Here is a 19,541-nt window from a genome sequence, read left to right as displayed (position 1 = left end):
GTTATTTATAAATATTTTGCGGCAAGTTGCAAAATTTCTTCTTGAGAGGTTTTTGCCGTTTCAACGATACCGGCAACTTTACCGTTACTCATGACGAGAATGCGGTCGGTTACCCCAAGGAGTTCAGGCATTTCGGAAGAGATCATGATGATGCCTTTATCCTTTTTCGCCAGTTCCTGAATTAATTGGTAAATTTCAAATTTTGCACCGATATCGATCCCACGGGTTGGTTCGTCTAACATCAGAATCTCCGGTTGGGTTAATAACCAACGACCAATAATGACTTTTTGTTGGTTACCACCGGAAAGCGAGCCAATCGTTGTTTTGTGTGATGGTGTCTTCACATTCATGGAATCAATGACCCATTGTGTATCACTGTTCATTTTCTTGTTACTGAGCAGTTTCCAAGGGGTTAAATAAGATTTCATGTTGGAAATCAACGAGTTGAACTCAATGCTTAAGTTAGAGTAAATCCCCGTTGAACGACGTTCTTCGGTCACGAGCGCAAAACCATTATTGATTGCCTCAAGTGCGGTGTGATTTTTTACTGTTTTTCCGTTGAGTTTAATCGTGCCGCTTTTCAGTTCACGCACACCAAAAATGGCTTCCACGATATCCGTACGTTTCGCACCGACAAGGCCGGCAATCCCTAAAATTTCGCCTTTACGTAAATTGAAAGACACATTTTGAATAGAAGGTTGGTTTAACGCTGTCAGGTTTTCCACTTCTAAGATGATTTCTTTTGGAACGTTAGTTTTTTCCGGGAAACGTTGAGTCAGTTCACGACCTACCATCATGGACACAATTTGATCCATGGTTGTGCCTTTCACCGGGATGGTGTTAATCCATTTGCCATCGCGTAAAATGGTGATTTCATCACAAATTTTAAAAATTTCGTCCATTTTGTGAGAAATGTAAATAATACCGCAACCGCGATCTTTTAATTTTTGAATAATTTTAAACAGATGCTCTACTTCTTTTTCGGAAAGTGAGGATGTCGGTTCATCCATAATCACAATTTTTGCGTTGTAAGAAAACGCTTTCGCAATTTCGATCATCTGCATTTGTGAAACAGAAAGTTTGGCGACTTTTTCTCTTGGATCAACATCAATGTCCAATTCATCAAAAATCGCTTTGGTATCACGGTACATTTTTGCGTGATCCACAAAAGGCCCTTTCAGCGGGTAACGACCTAGCCACAGGTTATCCATGACGCTGGTTTGACGCACAAGGTTAAGTTCTTGGTGCACCATGGAAATGCCGTTTTCTAAAGCTTCTTTTGAGGTTTTAAAATTCACGGGTTTGCCTAAAAACAAGATTTCACCTTCGTCTTTAGCGTAAATGCCGAACAAGCATTTTAACAACGTGGATTTACCCGCACCGTTTTCCCCCATCAATGCGTGTACAGAATGCGAACGGACGCTTAAGTTTGCGTGATCTAAGGCTTTTACGCCCGGAAAGGACTTGCTGACATTAGTCATGGTAAGCAGAACTTCGCCATTTTGGCTTCCGCTTTGACTGTGAATTTGTTCTGTCATATCCAACCTCATAAATAAAGGGGAAGGGACATAAGTGTTGTCCTACGCTTCCCCTTACATTAATAAAACAAATTTATTTTAAGAATTCAGATAAGTTATCTTTATCTACGCCCACATAAGGAACACGTACCACACGGTCTTTAAGTTCCCATTTGGTGCCTTCGGTTGCCGGTTTGCCGTTTGCTAAGTTATTCGATAACTCAACAACGGCTTTACCTTGGTTTACACCGTCATTTAACACGGTACCGGCAAGTTCACCTTTCTTGATCAGTTGTAATGCTTCAGGTAGTGCATCAACACCGAAGATCGGTAATTTTTTACCATGTGCTTTAGTCGCTTCTAATGCACCTAATGCCATACCGTCGTTGTTAGAAATGATCACTTCAATGTCATTTGCTTTAGAGCTGGACAACCAGGCATCCACTTTATCTTTCGCCAATGCCGCATCCCACATACCGGTATCAATGAAGAGTTGTTCGGTTTGGATACCTTGCGCATTTAATTGCTCAATTACATATTTGGTACGCGCTTCTGCATCTGGGTGACCCGGTTCGCCTTTCAATAAAACGTATTGGATTTTACCGTCTTTGTTTAAGTCTAATGCCGGCATAGCTTTCCATTGTTTGGCAATTAAGTCACCTTGGATAATACCGGATTCTTTCGGATCGGTACCTACAAAGTAAGCGTTATCATAAGAAGCGATTGCTTTTGCACCTGGGTCTTTATTGAAGAACACAACAGGAATATTGTCCGGTTTTGCTTTACCAATGATGGTTGGTGCCGCAGATGGGTCAACTAAGTTGATGGCTAACGCTTTTACGCCTTTTGAAAGTAATACGTCAACTTGGTCGTTTTGAATTGACTGTGCGTTTTGAGAGTCATTCATTAATAATTTCACGTCTTTTAATTGATCTGCGTCTTTTTGAATTTCTTTACGCATCAAAGACATAAAGTTGTCGTCATATTTATAGATTGTCACACCGATACGGGTTTCTGCTTGTGCTGCACTGATGCCGGCACCAAAAGCTACTGCTAAAGCAACTGCACTTAATACGGTTTTTTTCATAATGCATGTTCTCCATTCATTGTGGGTATAAATAATAAGAGGGCTTTGTTTCAGTGATAATTCATTAAAGCATTATTATCAATCATCTTACCTTTTTACACTGCAATCGCTACTCGGGTAATTGGCGGTAAGGATACCTTGTTTTTTGGGGAAAGAATGTGATCATATTCACATTTATGAAAACGATTACATCTTTTCGCTTAAAAATAATGCAGTTTTAATCCTATTTTTCCCGTGCTTCTCTATTTGCTACTGAAAAACGTCTGACTAATGTTGGATTAAATTGCGGATTAATGGGCATAGATAAGCTGTTATCCACCAAGCTTAACGCCAGTTTTGCGGCATAATTTGCCATAAGATCAATGGGATAACGAATGGTTGTAAGTTTCGGCACCAAATAACGTGCAATCGGCATATCATCAAAACCAATAATAGAGAACTGTTTCGGCACGTTAATATTGTTTTCATTGAGGACGGATAGCGCACCTGCCGCCATAGAATCATTGTAGGCAACGACAGCGGTTAAATTATCGTTATAACTCAATAAGTTAATCATGGCTTCCTCCCCGCCCTCAAAATCCGGTGTGCTATGCACAATGGCATTTTCGACAATGGGGAGCCCCTGTTCTGTAAGCGCATTCAAGTAACCTTGTTTACGCTCAGCTTCGTCGTTAATTCTATGGTTTGAGCCGATATAACCGATATGGCAATGTCCTGCGTTAATCAGCGTATTGGTCGCGATATAGGTGCCTTTTTGATTATCCAAGCCAACACAACGGGATTCATAGCCTTTAATACAACGGTTGATAATGACCATGCCCGGTACGCTTTCTAAATAATCTGCTAATGTTTGATCATCTAGCGCCTTGGAATGAACGACCAAACAATGACAACGTTTACGCAGCAGGGTATCAATGGCCTCTTTTTCTTTCTCCGCTTGGTGGTAGCCCATACCAATCAAAATATTTTTGCCATGTTCCATGGCAACGTGATCGACCGCTTTTACTAAAATCGCAAAAAAAGCATCCGTTACATCGGTCACCACAACCCCTAATGTATCCGAACTCTGCGAAGCCAACGCTTGCGCATTGGCATTCGGACGGTAGCCTAATTGCTCAATCGCATTCAGTACAGCGGCACGGGTGTGTTCTTTTGCACAAGGATGGTTATTTAATACCCTAGAGACCGTTGCGACAGAAACACCGGCTTGTTTTGCCACATCACGAATCGTAACCATGCAGACCCCTTTCTAGATAAAAATGAAAACAACGGAAATCATAATCAGAAAAAAGATTTTTTGGAAACGTTTACTTTTAAAAGTGTCGTCTCTGTCACAGTTTTTCTAATAGCCTTATTGCTTAAATAAAAAGAAATGCATTTTTGTGATCTTGATAACAGTTTAATTTGTGAAATATGCTATTTTATGTCATATTTTTGTAATCGTTTTCATAAATAAAGAAGACATGCATAGAAGCAGATATAGAGGCGTATTATGACAACTGTTTTTGAACCTACCGATCACCCGCATCGCAGATATAACCCCTTAACCGACCAATGGGTTTTAGTTTCTCCTCATCGCGCTAAACGTCCATGGCAAGGGCAACAAGAGAAAGTCAATGAAGAACAAAAGCCAAGCCATGACCCGAATTGTTACCTTTGTCCACGCAATAAACGCATTACCGGTGAGCCGAATCCCGATTATCACAAACCTTATGTGTTTAAAAACGACTTCTCCGCGCTGTTAGAAGACACGCCTGCACCGCAACATAATGACAATCCGTTATTCCAAAGCTCGCAAGCGCGCGGGGAAAGTCGCGTGATTTGTTTTTCGCCTGATCACAGTAAAACGTTGCCATTATTGACCGTACTTGAGATCGAAGAAGTCATTAAAGTCTGGCAAGAACAACTCCGTGAGCTTGGTCAAAAGTATCAATGGGTACAAATTTTTGAAAACAAAGGGGCGGCAATGGGCTGTTCTAACCCGCATCCGCACGGACAAATCTGGGCAAATAGTTTTCTGCCAAATGAAGTAGCGAGAGAAGATAAAGCACAACGTCAATATTATGAAAAATACGGTTCCGTGCTGTTGGTGGATTACGTCCAACAAGAACTAGCCCGCAAGGAACGTATCGTTGTGGAGACAGAACATTGGGTTGCTGTAGTGCCGTATTGGGCGGTTTGGCCGTTTGAAACGTTGTTGTTGCCAAAAGTACAGGTTAAACGCTTAACGGAATTAAGTGACGCGCAAGCGAAAGATTTAGCGGTGATATTGAAAAAACTCACGACCAAATACGACAACCTATTTGAAACCTCTTTCCCGTATTCCATGGGGTTCCACGCCGCGCCGTTTAACGGCGAAGAAAACAACCATTGGCAATTGCACGCCCATTTCTACCCGCCACTTCTACGTTCCGCTACCGTGCGTAAATTTATGGTGGGCTACGAAATGCTCGGCGAAAGCCAACGTGATTTGACAGCAGAACAAGCAGCAGAAAGACTACGTGCGTTGAGTGAAATTCACTATAAACTGAAATAATGCACCCAATTCCCCTCTTTAGCAAAGAGGGGGTAGGGGAGATTTACTCGCTTCGCTCGCACTTCGTGCCGTTGCTAAAGCAACGTTCAAACGCAAGCGTTTGTGGCTGAAGGTACACTAATCTCATATGAAATTTAAATATCGCATTTAAATCTCCCCCCCGCCCCTCTTTACAAAAGAGGGGAGCTGATTGAGCAATACTTGAAGATAAAGGACACAAACATGACCCCAATCCAAAAATCCCAACACATTTTCAACCAAAAATATAATCAACAACCTGAATTGACCGTGTATGCGCCGGGTCGCGTTAATATCATCGGCGAACATACCGACTACAACGATGGCTTTGTGATGCCATGCGCTATTAACTATGGCACGGCGATTGCCGGCGCGAAACGCAACGATCGTGTTTGGAATGTGTATGCTGCCGATTTGGATTTGTCAGATGAATTTTCACTCGATAAAGACATCCCACAAAGTGAACAAAAATGGGCAAATTATGTGCGTGGCGTGGTGAAGTTCATTCAAGAACGTTGCCCTGATTTTAAACAAGGGGCGGATTTGGTGATTTCCGGTAACGTGCCGCATTCTTCAGGCTTGAGTTCTTCTGCCGCGTTAGAAGTGGCAACAGGAAAATTCTGTCAGCAGCTGAGTGATTTACCTTTAAGCCATACGGAGATTGCGCTTATCGGACAAAAAGCAGAAAACAAATTTGTTGGTGCCAATTGCGGCAATATGGATCAGCTGATTTCTGCGCTCGGACAACAAGATCATTTATTGATGATTGACTGCCGCAGTCTTGAGACCCAACCAACGCCCGTGCCGCAGGATGTGGCGGTGATTATTGTGAACTCTAATGTGCCGCATGATTTGGTTACCGGCGAATATAACACCCGCCGTCAGCAATGTGAACGCGCAGCGGCATTTTTCGGCGTGAAAGCCTTGCGGGATGTGTCTGTGGCACAGTTTAAAGAAAAAGAAGCAGAATTGACCGCACTTGATCCGCTGGTCGCAAAACGCGCTCGCCATGTGGTGACAGAAAATCAACGGGTGTTGGACGCGGTAGAAGCCTTGAAACATAATGACTTAACCCGTCTTGGCGAATTAATGGGGCAGTCGCATGATTCCATGCGCGACGATTTTGAAATCACCGTGCCACAAATTGATTATTTAGTGGAATTGGCGCAGTTGGTCATCGGTAAACAGGGCGGTGCACGCATGACCGGAGGTGGTTTCGGCGGTTGTATCGTTGCTCTTGCGCCACACGATAAAGTGGAAGCCGTACGCAAAATCGTGGCAGACAATTACGAAAAACAAACAGGTTTGAAAGAAGACTTTTATGTTTGCACAGCTTCACAAGGAGTGCGTGTATGCTAGAACAATACGCCCAAGGTACTGCGCCTGACGGTTTGCCGTTTCAGCTTTTCACGTTGCAGAATGCACAGGGAATGCGTGTGCAATTTACCGATTGGGGCGCGACGTGGACGTCTTGTCGCGTGCCGGTCAACGGAGAATTACGTGAGGTCTTGCTGGGTTGCAAATTAGAAGCGTATCCCGTTCAGCAAGCCTATTTAGGCGCGAGTGTCGGGCGTTATGCCAACCGTATTGCCAATGCCCAATTTACGCTTAATGATAAACTTGTGGCCTTAACTGCCAACCAAGGAAAGCATCAACTTCACGGCGGTGTAAACGGCTTTGATAAACGCCGTTGGGCATTAGAAAAGTGCGGTGAAAATTTCGTGTGTTTTTCCTTGCATTCTGCCGACGGCGATCAAGGTTTTCCCGGCAATGTGGATGTGACGGTAACTTACACCTTAACGGAAGAGAATTCGGTCATAATTGAGTATGCCGGGAAAAGCGATCAGGATACGGCATTGAATTTAACCAACCATGCTTATTTCAATTTAGAAAACGCTGAGCAGGGGACAGATGTTCGTCATCACCGCTTGCGCCTGAATGCAGATTTCTATTTGCCGGTAAATAGCGAAGGGATTCCAAATTCGCCGTTAAAACACGTTGTCGGCACCAGTTTTGATTTTCGCGTTGCCAAGCCGATTCAACAGGATTTTCTACAAGGCGAACAGCTTGCCACCAAAGGCTACGATCATTCTTTTATCGTCAACAAAGCCTGGCAAAAACCTTGTATTTTGCTGAGTTCACCAAATGATGATTTGCATTTGGAAGTGCTGACTTCACAAGCGGCATTGCAGGTTTACACCGGTAATTTCCTCGGCGGCACACCTACTCGGCATGGCACGCAATACGCGGATTACAGTGGCGTTGCGTTGGAAACGCAATGTTTGCCAGATACGCCGAATCATCCAGAATGGCAAAATTACGGCGGTATTGTAAAAGCCGACACTGAGTATTATCAATGGACGGAATATTGCTTTAAGGCATAGCAAGGCTGGAGATCGTCGCTTGTGAAGAATGGGCTACGATCTTGGCTTGAGTGATATTTCGGCGTTTTGTGTCAGCCATGACGTCATCCCATTTCCTTTTCTTCTAAAATCGCCTACAAAATCCCACAAAGTTCGGTGGGAAATCTGCTAAAATAAACACCGGTTTTTTATTGACGAAAGGGCGACATCATCGAAAATTGGCAACGCGGTTTCGTACTACATCGCAAATCTTACAGCGAAACCAGCTTATTGGTAGATTTACTGACCGAAGATTTCGGACGTATCAGCGTATTGGCAAAAGGCGCACGGGCAAAGCGCTCCATGCTAAAAGGCGTGCTACAACCCTTTACGCCGCTCCTGTTACGTTGGAGTGGGCGTGGTGATCTGAAAATCCTGACCAAAGCAGAACCTGCTGCCATTGCCTTACCCTTACAAAATGTTGCCTTATACAGCGGATTTTATTTAAACGAACTCATTTGCCGTGTATTGGAACCGGAAACAGCCTATCCGCAATTGTTCCAACACTATTTGCAATGTTTAACGCAATTAGCCGTATCACAAACCCACGTGGAGCCTGCGCTACGCACCTTTGAGTTTCAACTCTTACGCACCTTAGGCTATGGCATTGATTTCACTCATTGTGCCGGCTCCGGTAAAGCCGTGGAAGCGGACATGACCTATCGTTACCGCGAAGAAAAAGGCTTTATTGCTTCCTTAATCAAAGATAATTTAACCTTTTACGGGCGGGAATTATTGGCCTTTGAACAAACCCAATTTGACGAACCCTCTGTATTATCGGCAGCCAAACGGTTCACGCGCATTGCATTAAAACCGTATTTAGGCGACAAACCCTTGAAAAGCCGAGAATTATTTACCCAACACAGCTTATATTCAAAATAACATGGCATTACTTTATAGCGACACCAAACCAAAGAAAAAGACCGAAAATTTTACCGCACACATTCTTGATTTAGATTATCAAGGCTTAGGCGTGGCTAAAATCAACGGCAAAACCTGGTTTATTGAAAACGCGTTGCCGCAAGAAAGCGTAGAGGTTCGTGTATTGGAAGAAAAACGCCAATACGGTCAAGGTATCGCGCAGCGTATCTTACGCCCAAGTTCTCAGCGCCAAACACCGCCATGCATTTATTTTGAGCAATGCGGGGGGTGCCAAAATCAACACATTCCTATTGAATTACAACGTTCTGCCAAGCAAACCGCATTGGTTCAACGCTTATCCCGTTTACAGCCGGTGCCTATTCATTTCATGCCGTTATTGCAAGGCGAACCTTGGCATTACCGTCGTCGGGTACGTTTAAGCGTATTGTTTGACAGCAAAAATCGTAAACTGAATATCGGCTTACGGCGTAAAAATTCACAGCAAATTATTCCGATTGAACATTGCTTGGTGCTGGAACAGCCGCTGAATGATTTATTGCCCAAACTGACCGCACTTTTTGAGCAGTGGACAACACCACAACAACTGGGGCATATTGAACTTGTTGCGGCAGACAATGGTATCGCCATGTTATTACGCCATATAAAAAACATCGATGAAACCGACCGCACTTTATTGCTGCAATTTGCCGAACAACAGCAACTCATGTTATTTGTACAAGAACATGACAGCATTGAACATTGGCAGGGTGAACAGCCTTTTTACCGTTTGGGCGATGACATCACCTTGCAATTTGATATTCGCGATTTCATTCAAATTAATGCACAATTAAACCGTCAAATGATCGCAACGGCGTTAGACTGGTTGGCGCTGAATTCGCAGGATCATGTGTTAGATTTGTTCTGTGGTATGGGCAACTTCACCTTACCGCTGAGTCGCAAAGTAAAAAGTGCGGTAGGCATTGAAGGCGTTTCTGCGATGGTGGAAAAGGCCCGCGCCAATGCCGAACGAAACGGTTGTCATAATGTCCAATTTTACCGGACGGATTTAGATAAACCTTTTATCAATCAACCGTGGGCGCAGCAACCCTTCAATAAGATTTTGCTCGATCCACCACGCACAGGGGCAGCATTTGCTTTAAATGCACTCTGTCAATTACAGGCTGAAAGCATCCTGTATGTTTCTTGCAATCCTGCAACACTCGTGCGAGATACGGAAATCTTGCGTGACGCAGGCTATCAATTGGATAAAGTCGCCATGATCGATATGTTCCCACAAACCGGTCATTTGGAGTCGATAAGTTTATTTCGAAAAAGATAAGGATTCATTATGGTCGCTGTGAGAGGATCTCATTTATTAAATCCTAAAGATTTTGAGATTGAAAAATGGTGCGCTAATTTGAATGTAGCGGAAAATGTCAAAGCCAACTTAATGACGGCATGGCATTATTCGCAACAGAAAATGACCTTACGTACCGAACATCAGCAGGAAGAAGCCCATTTGCTGACCTTCGGCGTGGAAATGGTGGAAATCCTCAACAGCTTAAACATGGATGCCGATAGCTTGTTCACCGCCATGCTCTTCCCTATTGTCCGCGATCAACTGGTGGATTTAGCCCAAATTGAAGAAGATTTCGGCGCGAATATAAGCAAACTGGTACGCGGTGTTATCGAAATGGACAATATCCGCCAACTCAACATCACCCATTCTGCCAGCAGCTTGCAGGTGGATAACGTGCGCCGAATGTTGCTCGCCATGGTAGATGATTTCCGCTGTGTGATTATCAAATTAGCAGAGCGTATCGCCTTCTTGCGTGATGCCGAAAAAAATTACACGGAAGAAGAACGCGTTCTCGCCGCCAAAGAATGTGCCAATATTTACGCCCCGCTTGCCAACCGCTTAGGCATCGGGCAGCTCAAATGGGAACTGGAAGATTACTGTTTCCGTTATTTGCACCCGGAACAATATCGCGCTATCGCCAAGTTATTAAAAGAACGTCGCCTTGATCGCGAACAATATATCGCCGATTTTGTGACCGAGCTTTCCGGTTATTTACAAGAAAACATTCCACATGTGGAGGTATACGGTCGCCCGAAACATATTTACAGCATTTGGCGAAAAATGCAGAAAAAGCACTTAGAGTTCAGTGGCTTATATGATGTTCGTGCAGTACGTATTATTGTGCAAAAATTGCAAGACTGTTACACCGCACTTGGCATTGTACACACCCACTTCAAACATCTGCCAAAAGAATTCGACGATTATGTTGCCAACCCAAAACCAAACGGCTACCAATCTATTCACACCGTGGTGCTGGGTAAAGGCGGCAAGCCAATAGAAGTGCAAATTCGTACCCAACAAATGCACGATGATGCCGAACTTGGTGTCGCGGCACACTGGAAATACAAAGAAGGCGCCAGCGCAGGCCGTTCCGGTTACGAAGAAAAAATCGCCTGGTTACGCAAACTCTTGGCGTGGCAAGATGATATTACCGACTCCGGCGAAGTGATGGCGGAATTACGCAGCCAAGTGTTTGATGATCGCGTGTATGTCTTTACGCCGAAAGGCGAAGTGGTGGATTTGCCAACAGGCTCCACGCCGCTGGATTTTGCCTACGCCATTCACAGCGAAATCGGTCACCGTTGTATCGGCGCCAAAGTGGGCGGACGCATTGTGCCGTTCACCTATCAGCTCCAAATGGGCGATCAGGTGGATATCATCACGCAGAAAAACCCGAACCCAAGCCGCGACTGGCTTAACCCGAATCTCGGCTTTACCCACACGGCAAAAGCCCGTGCAAAAATACATGCGTGGTTCAAAAAACAGGATCGGGACAAAAACATTCCGGCCGGCAAAGAATTGTTGGAAAGTGAAATCAACCGTTTGGGCATCAGCTTAAAACAAGTGGAACAACAAGCTTTGCCGCGTTACAACCTGAAAAATCTTGATGATTTGTATGCAGGCATTGGCGGCGGTGATATTCGTATCGGGCCGTTAATCAACTTCCTGCAAAACAAATTCATCAAAATTTCCGCGCAGGAAGTAGATAAAGAAATCTTGCGTCACGTCAGCACCAAAAGTGCGGCTAACGCTCAACAAAAAACCGAACGCAAAGATTGCGTTATCGTCGAAGGCGTTGGTAACTTGATGCACCATATTGCCCGCTGCTGCCAACCGATTCCGGGCGACAGCATTGTGGGTTACATCACCATGGGGCGTGGCATTTCCATTCACCGTTGTGATTGCGAGCAATTCCTCGAACTACAAAGCGCTCACCCGGAACGCGTGGTGGAATCCCGTTGGGGCGATAATTATTCTAACGGCTTCCATCTCAATATTCGCATTGTGGCGTCAGATCGCAACGGCTTATTGCGCGACATCACCACCGTGCTGGCAAATGACAAAATCAGCGTACTCGGCGTGTCTTCCCGTACGGATACAAAACGCCAAGTGGCAAACATTGACATGCAAATTGAACTCAACAACGTGGAAATGTTGAGTAAAATTCTATCTCGTTTGGAAAAACTGGATGATGTCATTGAAGCCAAACGCCTCTAATAACAATAAATAAACAAAGGAAAACCTAATGGACAAAACGACGGGGCTAACCCACTTAATTAAATCCACTCAATATTCCATGCAAGGCTTAAAAAGTGCGGTCAAATATGAAACCGCTTTTCGCCATGAGCTTTTCTGCTGCCTTTTCATGATCCCACTTGCCCTATGGCTTGGCGATGATGCCATTGAAAAAGCGCTGATGATCGGTTCCGTGTTGCTAGTATTGGTCGTGGAACTGCTCAACAGCGCCATCGAAGCCGTAGTGGATCGTATCGGCACCGAGCGCCACGAACTCTCCGGCCGCGCCAAAGATCAAGGTTCTGCCGCCGTGTTTGTTGCACTGATTATTGTCGCGATAACTTGGGCGTTCATGTTGTTTAATTAAAAAACATAGTCAAAACTGACCGCACTTTACTTTCGCAAATGGAGAGAAAGGAGAGGGGAGTTTATGAAACAAAAAATGAGCTAAAACAAAGCGTAATATTTTATTAGGAGATGATTTAAACCGTCTCCTTTATTTTTGCCTGAAGCCCTGCTATGGCTTTGCATTCCGACTTACTATGTTTTCCCTTAATGGCGATGGATTGTAAAAACGCTTTAATATCTTGTAATTGTGAAATTTTCTCTTCCACCAACGTCAGTTGCTTAAGTACCAATTTGTCCGCATGATAATGGTCGGCGGTATGAAATTTGAGTGCGTTAAGTTGTTTAATATCTTCCAAAGAAAAACCAAGTCGACGACAATTTTTAATGAACATAAGCTGTGCCACACTTTCTTCGTCATACGATCGATAACCATTAGCCTGTCGTCTTGGTTCCGGTAAGATACCTTGTTTTTCATAGTAACGAATGGTTTCTAAGTGAATCCCGGTACGTTTACTCAGCTCATTGACTTTCATTTCTTCCTCCCCAAAATTTTTACCATTCTAACAAAAAATACTTGATCCCGTAGTCCCTACGGGCTTTAAGCTGTTCTGCACTCAAACAAATTAAGTAAGGAAGGAACGAGATGCCACATCAACACAAACACGAACATTCACACGCTCATACACCAACAAATAAAAAAATTTTAAGCATCAGTTTGGTCATTATCAGCAGCTATATGATCATCGAGTTTTTAGGTGGCTATTATTTTAATAGCCTCGCCTTAATGGCTGACGCCGGGCATATGGCAAATGACAGCCTATCGTTGCTCCTCGCCCTCATTGCTTTGTTTTTAAATGCACAAAACCAAAAAAGGTTCGCGCTGTTAAATGGCACTTCTCTGATTGTGGTGGCAGTATGGATTTTGGTGGAAGCGACAGAACGTTGGCAATACCCAACGACAATGTTGGCGCTGCCCATGCTAGGCGTTGCCATCACTGGACTCTTGGTAAACATTTTCGTAGCTTGGCTAATGATGAAAGGCGATCATGAAAACTTAAACATCAAAGCCGCCTATTTACACGTATTAGCTGACCTGTTTGGCTCTCTGGTGGCAATTATCGCTGGATTAAGCGCATGGCTACTAAACTGGCAATGGGTTGATCTTGTTGCGAGCGGCATTTTAAGCTTATTAGTATTACGCAGTGGTATAAACATTGTTCGTCAGGCAATCATTCGTGCATCAAGATGCACGCTACAGAATTAAATAACGCCCCGTAGCGTGCAACTCGTTGCACGAACTAGAATAACGCGCGGTGGGAAGTCATTCGTGCATCAAGATGCACGCTACCATTAAATAACGCCCCGTAGCGTGCAACTTGTTGCACGAGATCGCTGTACGTCTAAAGAAAATACTTTTCCACTATAGCATCAAAAGCCTTGCGATTAACGCTATCATAGATCGGTTAAATCTAATAAAATGCGACGAATACGGCATTGGCATAAGCCAAGGAGTTATATGTGAAAAAATCTTTTTTGTTGGGGGCAACCGTTTTTATCGGTTTGCTACCATCCTTCGGTGTTTTGGCGGAAGAACAGGAAAAAACATGGGTAGATGAACAACACCAAGAAATACGAGCCACCCTGCGTAGGTGGGCGCATACGATGGATAAATGGATGGGGGAGCCTGATTCCAATCAGCCGGCAAGTGCCGGTTTGCGTATCATGTTGGATAGCCAATGGAATCATTATGATCACTTTTCTATGAAACCACGCGTCCGTGGGAAGATTCGCCTACCAACGTTGAAAAAACACTTGAGTTTGGTCTTTGGTGATGAAGATTTAGATAATGAATCACGAGACAAAAACCACATGGGTAAGGTTTATAACCAACCATTAAATAAAAATAAACATTATGATCGACGTCAAACTCGCGAAGATAATGCCTCTGTGGGTTTACGTTGGTCTGACTCCATTAAAAAATTAGGCATTGACACCGACATCGATTTAGGTATTCGTTCCGGTAGCGATATTTATTTGCGCTTTAAAGCCGGAAAAGAATGGCTTATTACTGATCGTTTTTCTACCAGATTGGAGCAAATTTACCGCTACGGAACCAATAGTAAACATTATTTGCGGATGAACTTTGAAAACAAGTATCGGGATTCGGCGAATACCCTTATTGCAAATCACCTGTATTTGCAGTCTGAACATGATATTGATGAGAAAAATTCTTGGGGAAACAGTTTTTATCGTCAGCACGATTTCAGCAACTATAAGCGTCTGAATTATGGCATTTTTATTGGTGGTGATATCGATAATAAACAATTTCATCTTAACCAATACGGTCCCTTTATTACTTGGCGTCAGCCGATTTTGCGTCAGTGGTTTTTTATTCAGCCTGAACTGAATTACTACAATGATAAAAACCAGGATCGCCGCCATCATATCGGTGCATTTTTACGTTTAGAAGCCATCTTTTAAAATAACGTAACGCATTTTTTATTGTCTGATGGCTTATTGTTGAAATAGAGGGGATAAAGTGCGGTGGATTTTGAAGGTGTTTTTTAGAAAAGCGTAATTGAACATTTAAAAACTTGAATGGCAGAACGCGTTTTCCGTCGCGTTCTGCCATTATTTTACATACGGCTATTCGGCAATTTGACTTCTCTTACCGACATCGTCATGCCATCAATCAACAACAATCTGCCACATAAATTCTTGCCGATTTTTAACCGCACTTTGATGGCTTCCAAGGCTTGAATAGAACCAACCAAACCGACAATGGGCGCCAACACACCGGCTTCTACGCAGCTTAACGCGTTGTCGCCGAATAAACGGCTGAGCGTATGATAGGTTGGCGTGTTGTCTTCATAAGTGAAAACCGAAACCTGTCCTTCCATGCGAATAGCTGCGCCGGAAATGAGCGGAATTTTATGGGCAGAACAAACCGTGTCTAATTGATTGCGAGTGGTGACATTGTCAGTGCAATCCAATACCACATCAAATTTGCCAACCAAGTCGTGAAGTTGCTGTTCATCCAATAATTGATGGATTACATTGACCTCAATATGTGGATTTAAACGTTGCAGGGAGAGTTTCGCCGATTCCACTTTGGGCATCCCAAGGCGACTGTCATCATGTAATACTTGGCGTTGTAAATTGGATAAATCTACGGTGTCAAAATCCAGCAAGGTCAAATGACCCACACCGGCAACGGCCAAATATTGGCCGGCAGCACAACCTAATCCGCCGAGACCAACAATCAACATTTTTGTATTCTTTAGCGTTTCCTGCCCATCAAAATCAATGTCTTTCAATACGATTTGACGGTTGTAACGCAATTCTTCCTGATGGCTTAATTCCATAGCAAATCCAATGTATTAGCGTAATAAATCGTTAAACGGTTCGATGGTGACGGTTTCGCCTGCTACAACGTTGCCACGATCTTGTTCCAATACGATAAAACAGTTGCTTTTCACAAAGGAGCTAAACAAATGTGATCCTTGGAAGCCTACCGGCTGCACTTCAATTTGACCTTGTGCATTGAGTTGATAGAAACCTCGTTGGAAGTCTAAGCGTCCCGGTGCTTTTTTCAGATTAGTTGCTGCAATCGCCGGTAAACGCATTGGTGCTTTCCATTGGCTATAACCGCTCAGTTTGGCAATTGCCGGTTGTACTAATTGATAGAAAGTAACCAAGGCCGACACCGGATTGCCCGGCAAGCCACAGAACCAGGCTTTTTCTAATTTTCCGAAGGCAAACGGTTTGCCCGGTTTAATGGCGATTTTCCAGAAATTGATTTTGCCGACTTTTTCTAAAATATGTTTGGTGAAATCCGCTTCGCCCACAGACACACCGCCACTGGTGATGACCAAATCTGCTTGTTGTTGGGCTTCCAAAAAGGCTTTTTCAAATTGTGCTTCGTTGTCCGGTAAAATGCCGAAATCCAATACGTCGCAATTGAGTTTCTCTAACAACAGTTTTACAGTGAAACGGTTCGTATCATAAATTTGACCGGCTTGTAACGGTTGACCGACCGGAACCAGTTCATCACCGGTCGAAAGCACGGCTACTTTTAAACGTGGAAACACAGCCACTTTTTCAATACCGAGAGAGGCGAGCAAAGGCAAGGAGACCGCGTTTAACAGCGCGCCTTGTTGTAATACCACATCGCCCAGTTTCACATCCTCCCCAATACGACGAATGTTTTGACCCAATTTAGGCAGGCTGGTAAACGTCACCGTGCCATCACCGTTCACTTGAACCTCTTCTTGCATCACCACCGCGTCAGCGCCTTGTGGAATCATCGCGCCGGTCATGATTCTGACCGCACTTTGTGCCGTCCATTCTCTCTCAAAAGGCGCACCGGCAAAGGCTTTTCCGGCAACAGAGAGGGTCATGGATTGTTGTAAATCTGCCAAACGCACGGCATAACCGTCCATCGCAGAGTTATCGAAAGAAGGCACATTAATCGGAGAAATGACATTTTCAGCACAAACTCGTTGACTGGCTTGATGTATCGGCAACGTCTCCGTGTCAGTCGGAGAAGGAAGTTGATTTAACATTTGTTCAAGTGCTTGGGATAGCGGCAACATACGGAATCCTTGTTAGAATAAAAAAGTGCGGTCATTATACGCTAATCTTAGGCTATTGACCTAGGCGATCTCATGAGCCGTAAATATTGCGAAAAAACACCGCACTTTTAAAAGTGAATAGTTTTATGCCAATCTTGCTTTTGCTTCTGCAATGGCTTCTGCGATACGCAACGGTGATACTCCACCTTTGGCGGCGCGTTTGTCTAAGCAGGATTGTAAAGAAAGAATGACGTACACATCGTCTGATACTTTTTCACAGAATTGACGAAATTCAGGAATCGTCAGGTCTTCTAAGGCTTTGTGTTGCTTGATAGCGTACACCACGGTTTCGCCCACAATATGGTGAGAATCGCGGAACGGTACGCCTTTGGCAACCAAATAATCGGCTAATTCAGTGGCGTTGGAGTAGCCTTTCAGGGCAGATTCACGGGTGCGTTCCACGTTCACTTTGATATCGTCTAACACTAATGACGCCATGTCTAAGCAATCTTGCCAAGTGTCCAATGCATCGAAAATGCCTTCTTTGTCTTCCTGCATATCTTTGTTATACGCCAACGGTAAACCTTTTAAGGTCATTAACATCCCATTTAACGCACCGATAACCCGTCCTGCTTTGCCGCGAATTAATTCGCAGGCATCGGGGTTTTTCTTCTGTGGCATGAGGGAAGAGCCGGACGTCACGCGATCGGAGAGTTCCACGAAATTAGATTCACCACTGTTGAAAATAATCATATCTTCGGCGAAACGGGACAAATGCACCATGCTCAGCGAGGCGGCAGAGAGCAGTTCAACGATATGATCTCGGTCGGAGACGCTGTCTAAGCTGTTACGAGTTGCAAAAGCAAAATCTAAATCTTTAGCGAGCTGTTCGCGATCGATAGGATACGCCGTACCGGCAAGGGCGCCACTGCCTAGCGGACAGCTGTTCATGCGGCGGTAAGCATCGGCTAAACGGGAATAATCGCGATCCAACATTTCCACATAGGCCATGCACCAATGGGCAAAAGTAATTGGTTGAGCGCGTTGCAGGTGCGTGTAGCCCGGCATCACGGCATCTTGGTTATTTTGTGCGGTGAGCACTAATTTGCGTTGTAGTTCGCGAAGGGAATGTTGCAATTCAGCCACCCGTTCTTTACACCACATTTTGATGTCGAGCGCCACTTGGTCGTTACGACTGCGGCCGGTATGCAGTTTTTTACCTAAATTGCCGACTTTGTCGATCAGTTTACTTTCTACCCAACTGTGAATGTCTTCCGCATCATCTTGCAAAATCGCTTGCGGATTTGACCGCACTTCAATCAATAATTCGTTCAGTGCTTGTTCTAATTGTTGCTGTTCTTGTACGGTTAAAATATTGACGGAAACCAAGGCTTTCGACCAACCGATAGAGCCTTCAATATCTTGCTCGGCAAGGCGATAGTCAAAGCGTAATGAATCGTTAAAATTTTTAAAACGCTTGTCCGCCGCCTGCGTAAAGCGTCCACCCCAAAGTGCCATAGAATCCTCTGATTTGTGATTGGTGAAATTGGTTAAAAAATATAGCACAGAAACAAAAAAGGCGATCAACAAAAAATTGGCTTTTTTTGACCGCACTTTTGGTGTGATTGATTGTTATTTTAATAAATCTTCGTTTTTAGCGTGGATCCACTTGCCGCGTTTTTTATCTATATATTGAAAATACTCGTTAGAAAACGTCCCTTGGACACAAGTAAATTTATCGCGGCGCGTATTTACCTCTTTGTTTTCTAAGGCTTTGTTTAAGGTTTCCGGGCCGGTAAGCACAAATACACCGCCGTCAACGCGACGATTTTCAATGTTGTCCACAATAATATCCAACGTTTCCTTTAAAAATGGGTTGCCTTTGCGGCTGGCTAAGAAAAAGTTGGTGTAACGCCCGCGACGGGTGATAAGAACTTCCCCGTCTTTCGAATCAATCATTGCGTCCAAACAACCAACAAGATGTCCGTCAATATCGATATAGATACCGCCCTCTTGATACAGAACAAAGATACGCCAAAAATCTGCTTGTGCAGCGCCATCTGTCAGTCGGTTATACGCCGCAAAAGTACGCGGATCGGCATATTTCTCAATATAGTCGCTACGGGCTTCAGTGCTGACATAGCGGTAATTGTAACTTAGCGAAAATAATCGATTAATCAAATAGTTACAGTAAATTGGTAAAGTCACTTTATTGCTATAGTTGGTTTGCCAAATCACGCGATTAATATGGCTTGATTTGCTAGATTGACGTTTGGCTTGGCTGAATTCAGGAATCGTAAAGCGTTTTTTGGGGAAAAATAGATGGAAAGGGTAACTGACCGTTTTGATGAGGTTCCCGATGAAACGTAATAAGCCGTTTGAAATAAAAAGTGCGGTCTGATTTTTTATTGTTTTTTGCACTATAAATGGATCCATTATCCCGTTAAAAATATGCGCTACTTTATCACTTTATCTTGAAAGAATAAAACACTCGGTAAGACTAAAAAAGCATGAAATGAGGAAATGAAGTGGTGGGCGATACCGGTCTCGAACCAGTGACCCCCTCCTTGTAAGGGAGGTGCTCTCCCAACTGAGCTAATCGC

At 44.0% G+C, this 19,541-nt stretch carries 17 protein-coding genes; 9 read left to right on the top strand and 8 right to left on the bottom strand.

Going from position 1 to position 19,541, the window contains the following annotated elements; genetic code table 11:
- Nucleotides 1-5: 5 nt before the first annotated feature.
- The 3 genes from mglA to QZ106_RS04650 form a co-directional block, all read right to left on the bottom strand.
- The gene (mglA, locus tag QZ106_RS04660; RefSeq protein ID WP_295975089.1) at nucleotides 6-1,526 is read right to left on the bottom strand and encodes a galactose/methyl galactoside ABC transporter ATP-binding protein MglA; all 1,521 of its coding nucleotides are present in this window, start codon (nucleotides 1,524-1,526) and stop codon (nucleotides 6-8) included.
- 85 nt (nucleotides 1,527-1,611) lie between these two features.
- Entirely contained in the window at nucleotides 1,612-2,604 is a 993-nt protein-coding gene (gene mglB / locus QZ106_RS04655; protein WP_021616310.1) for a galactose/glucose ABC transporter substrate-binding protein MglB, read from the bottom strand.
- A gap of 223 nt (nucleotides 2,605-2,827) precedes the next feature.
- A complete protein-coding gene (locus tag QZ106_RS04650; RefSeq protein ID WP_295974868.1) occupies nucleotides 2,828-3,841 on the bottom strand; it encodes a substrate-binding domain-containing protein in 1,014 nt (337 codons plus the stop codon).
- Between the two features lie 255 nt (nucleotides 3,842-4,096).
- On the opposite strand from QZ106_RS04650, the gene galT reads away from it, so the two are divergent.
- The 7 genes from galT (at nucleotide 4,097) to QZ106_RS04615 (ending at nucleotide 12,383) form a co-directional block, all read left to right on the top strand.
- Entirely contained in the window at nucleotides 4,097-5,140 is a 1,044-nt protein-coding gene (gene galT, locus QZ106_RS04645) for a galactose-1-phosphate uridylyltransferase (protein ID WP_295974866.1), read from the top strand.
- A 222-nt stretch (nucleotides 5,141-5,362) separates the two neighbouring features.
- The gene (gene galK, locus QZ106_RS04640) at nucleotides 5,363-6,517 is read left to right on the top strand and encodes a galactokinase (protein ID WP_295974864.1); all 1,155 of its coding nucleotides are present in this window, start codon (nucleotides 5,363-5,365) and stop codon (nucleotides 6,515-6,517) included.
- Complete coding sequence (gene galM / locus QZ106_RS04635; protein ID WP_295974862.1) at nucleotides 6,511-7,542, top strand: galactose-1-epimerase; 1,032 nt, start codon at nucleotides 6,511-6,513, stop codon at nucleotides 7,540-7,542. Before galK ends, galM begins: the two co-directional genes overlap by 7 nt.
- Nucleotides 7,543-7,728: 186 nt before the next feature.
- Nucleotides 7,729-8,442 (top strand): DNA repair protein RecO, encoded by a 714-nt coding sequence (recO, locus tag QZ106_RS04630; protein WP_295975087.1) that lies wholly within the window; start codon nucleotides 7,729-7,731, stop codon nucleotides 8,440-8,442.
- A 1-nt stretch (nucleotide 8,443) separates the two neighbouring features.
- Nucleotides 8,444-9,760, top strand: a complete 1,317-nt coding sequence (gene rlmD, locus QZ106_RS04625) for a 23S rRNA (uracil(1939)-C(5))-methyltransferase RlmD (protein WP_295974860.1) — start codon at nucleotides 8,444-8,446, stop codon at nucleotides 9,758-9,760.
- Between the two features lie 9 nt (nucleotides 9,761-9,769).
- Complete coding sequence (gene relA / locus QZ106_RS04620; protein WP_295974856.1) at nucleotides 9,770-11,998, top strand: GTP diphosphokinase; 2,229 nt, start codon at nucleotides 9,770-9,772, stop codon at nucleotides 11,996-11,998.
- Between the two features lie 28 nt (nucleotides 11,999-12,026).
- Nucleotides 12,027-12,383 carry a diacylglycerol kinase gene (locus QZ106_RS04615; protein ID WP_295974854.1) on the top strand — a complete coding sequence of 119 codons (357 nt, stop codon included), beginning with the start codon at nucleotides 12,027-12,029 and terminating at the stop codon, nucleotides 12,381-12,383.
- Between the two features lie 115 nt (nucleotides 12,384-12,498).
- On the opposite strand, the gene QZ106_RS04610 is transcribed toward QZ106_RS04615, so the two are convergent.
- Nucleotides 12,499-12,897, bottom strand: coding sequence for a MerR family transcriptional regulator (locus QZ106_RS04610; protein ID WP_295974851.1), 399 nt, complete (start codon nucleotides 12,895-12,897; stop codon nucleotides 12,499-12,501).
- 110 nt (nucleotides 12,898-13,007) lie between these two features.
- Between QZ106_RS04610 and QZ106_RS04605 the strand changes: the two genes are divergently transcribed.
- Nucleotides 13,008-13,628: a cation diffusion facilitator family transporter gene (locus QZ106_RS04605; protein ID WP_295974848.1), complete on the top strand. Its 621-nt coding sequence runs from the start codon at nucleotides 13,008-13,010 to the stop codon at nucleotides 13,626-13,628.
- Between the two features lie 269 nt (nucleotides 13,629-13,897).
- Complete coding sequence (locus QZ106_RS04600; protein ID WP_295975085.1) at nucleotides 13,898-14,845, top strand: hypothetical protein; 948 nt, start codon at nucleotides 13,898-13,900, stop codon at nucleotides 14,843-14,845.
- Between the two features lie 155 nt (nucleotides 14,846-15,000).
- Here the strand turns inward: QZ106_RS04600 and moeB are convergent, their stop codons facing one another.
- The 4 genes from moeB to QZ106_RS04580 form a co-directional block, all read right to left on the bottom strand.
- Nucleotides 15,001-15,729, bottom strand: a complete 729-nt coding sequence (moeB, locus tag QZ106_RS04595; RefSeq protein ID WP_295974846.1) for a molybdopterin-synthase adenylyltransferase MoeB — start codon at nucleotides 15,727-15,729, stop codon at nucleotides 15,001-15,003.
- Nucleotides 15,730-15,744: 15 nt separating this feature from the next.
- Complete coding sequence (gene moeA, locus QZ106_RS04590; RefSeq protein WP_295974843.1) at nucleotides 15,745-16,959, bottom strand: molybdopterin molybdotransferase MoeA; 1,215 nt, start codon at nucleotides 16,957-16,959, stop codon at nucleotides 15,745-15,747.
- A gap of 123 nt (nucleotides 16,960-17,082) precedes the next feature.
- On the bottom strand, nucleotides 17,083-18,456 hold the full coding sequence (gene argH, locus QZ106_RS04585) for an argininosuccinate lyase (RefSeq protein WP_295974841.1): 1,374 nt from the start codon (nucleotides 18,454-18,456) through the stop codon (nucleotides 17,083-17,085).
- Nucleotides 18,457-18,570: 114 nt separating this feature from the next.
- Nucleotides 18,571-19,359, bottom strand: a complete 789-nt coding sequence (locus QZ106_RS04580) for a glycosyltransferase family 32 protein (protein WP_295974839.1) — start codon at nucleotides 19,357-19,359, stop codon at nucleotides 18,571-18,573.
- Nucleotides 19,360-19,541 lie beyond the last annotated feature (182 nt).

It is taken from the genome of uncultured Aggregatibacter sp., assembly GCF_901873365.1.
Taxonomy (GTDB): Bacteria; Pseudomonadota; Gammaproteobacteria; order Enterobacterales; family Pasteurellaceae; genus Aggregatibacter.
This window is presented reverse-complemented; position numbering and strand designations above follow the sequence as displayed.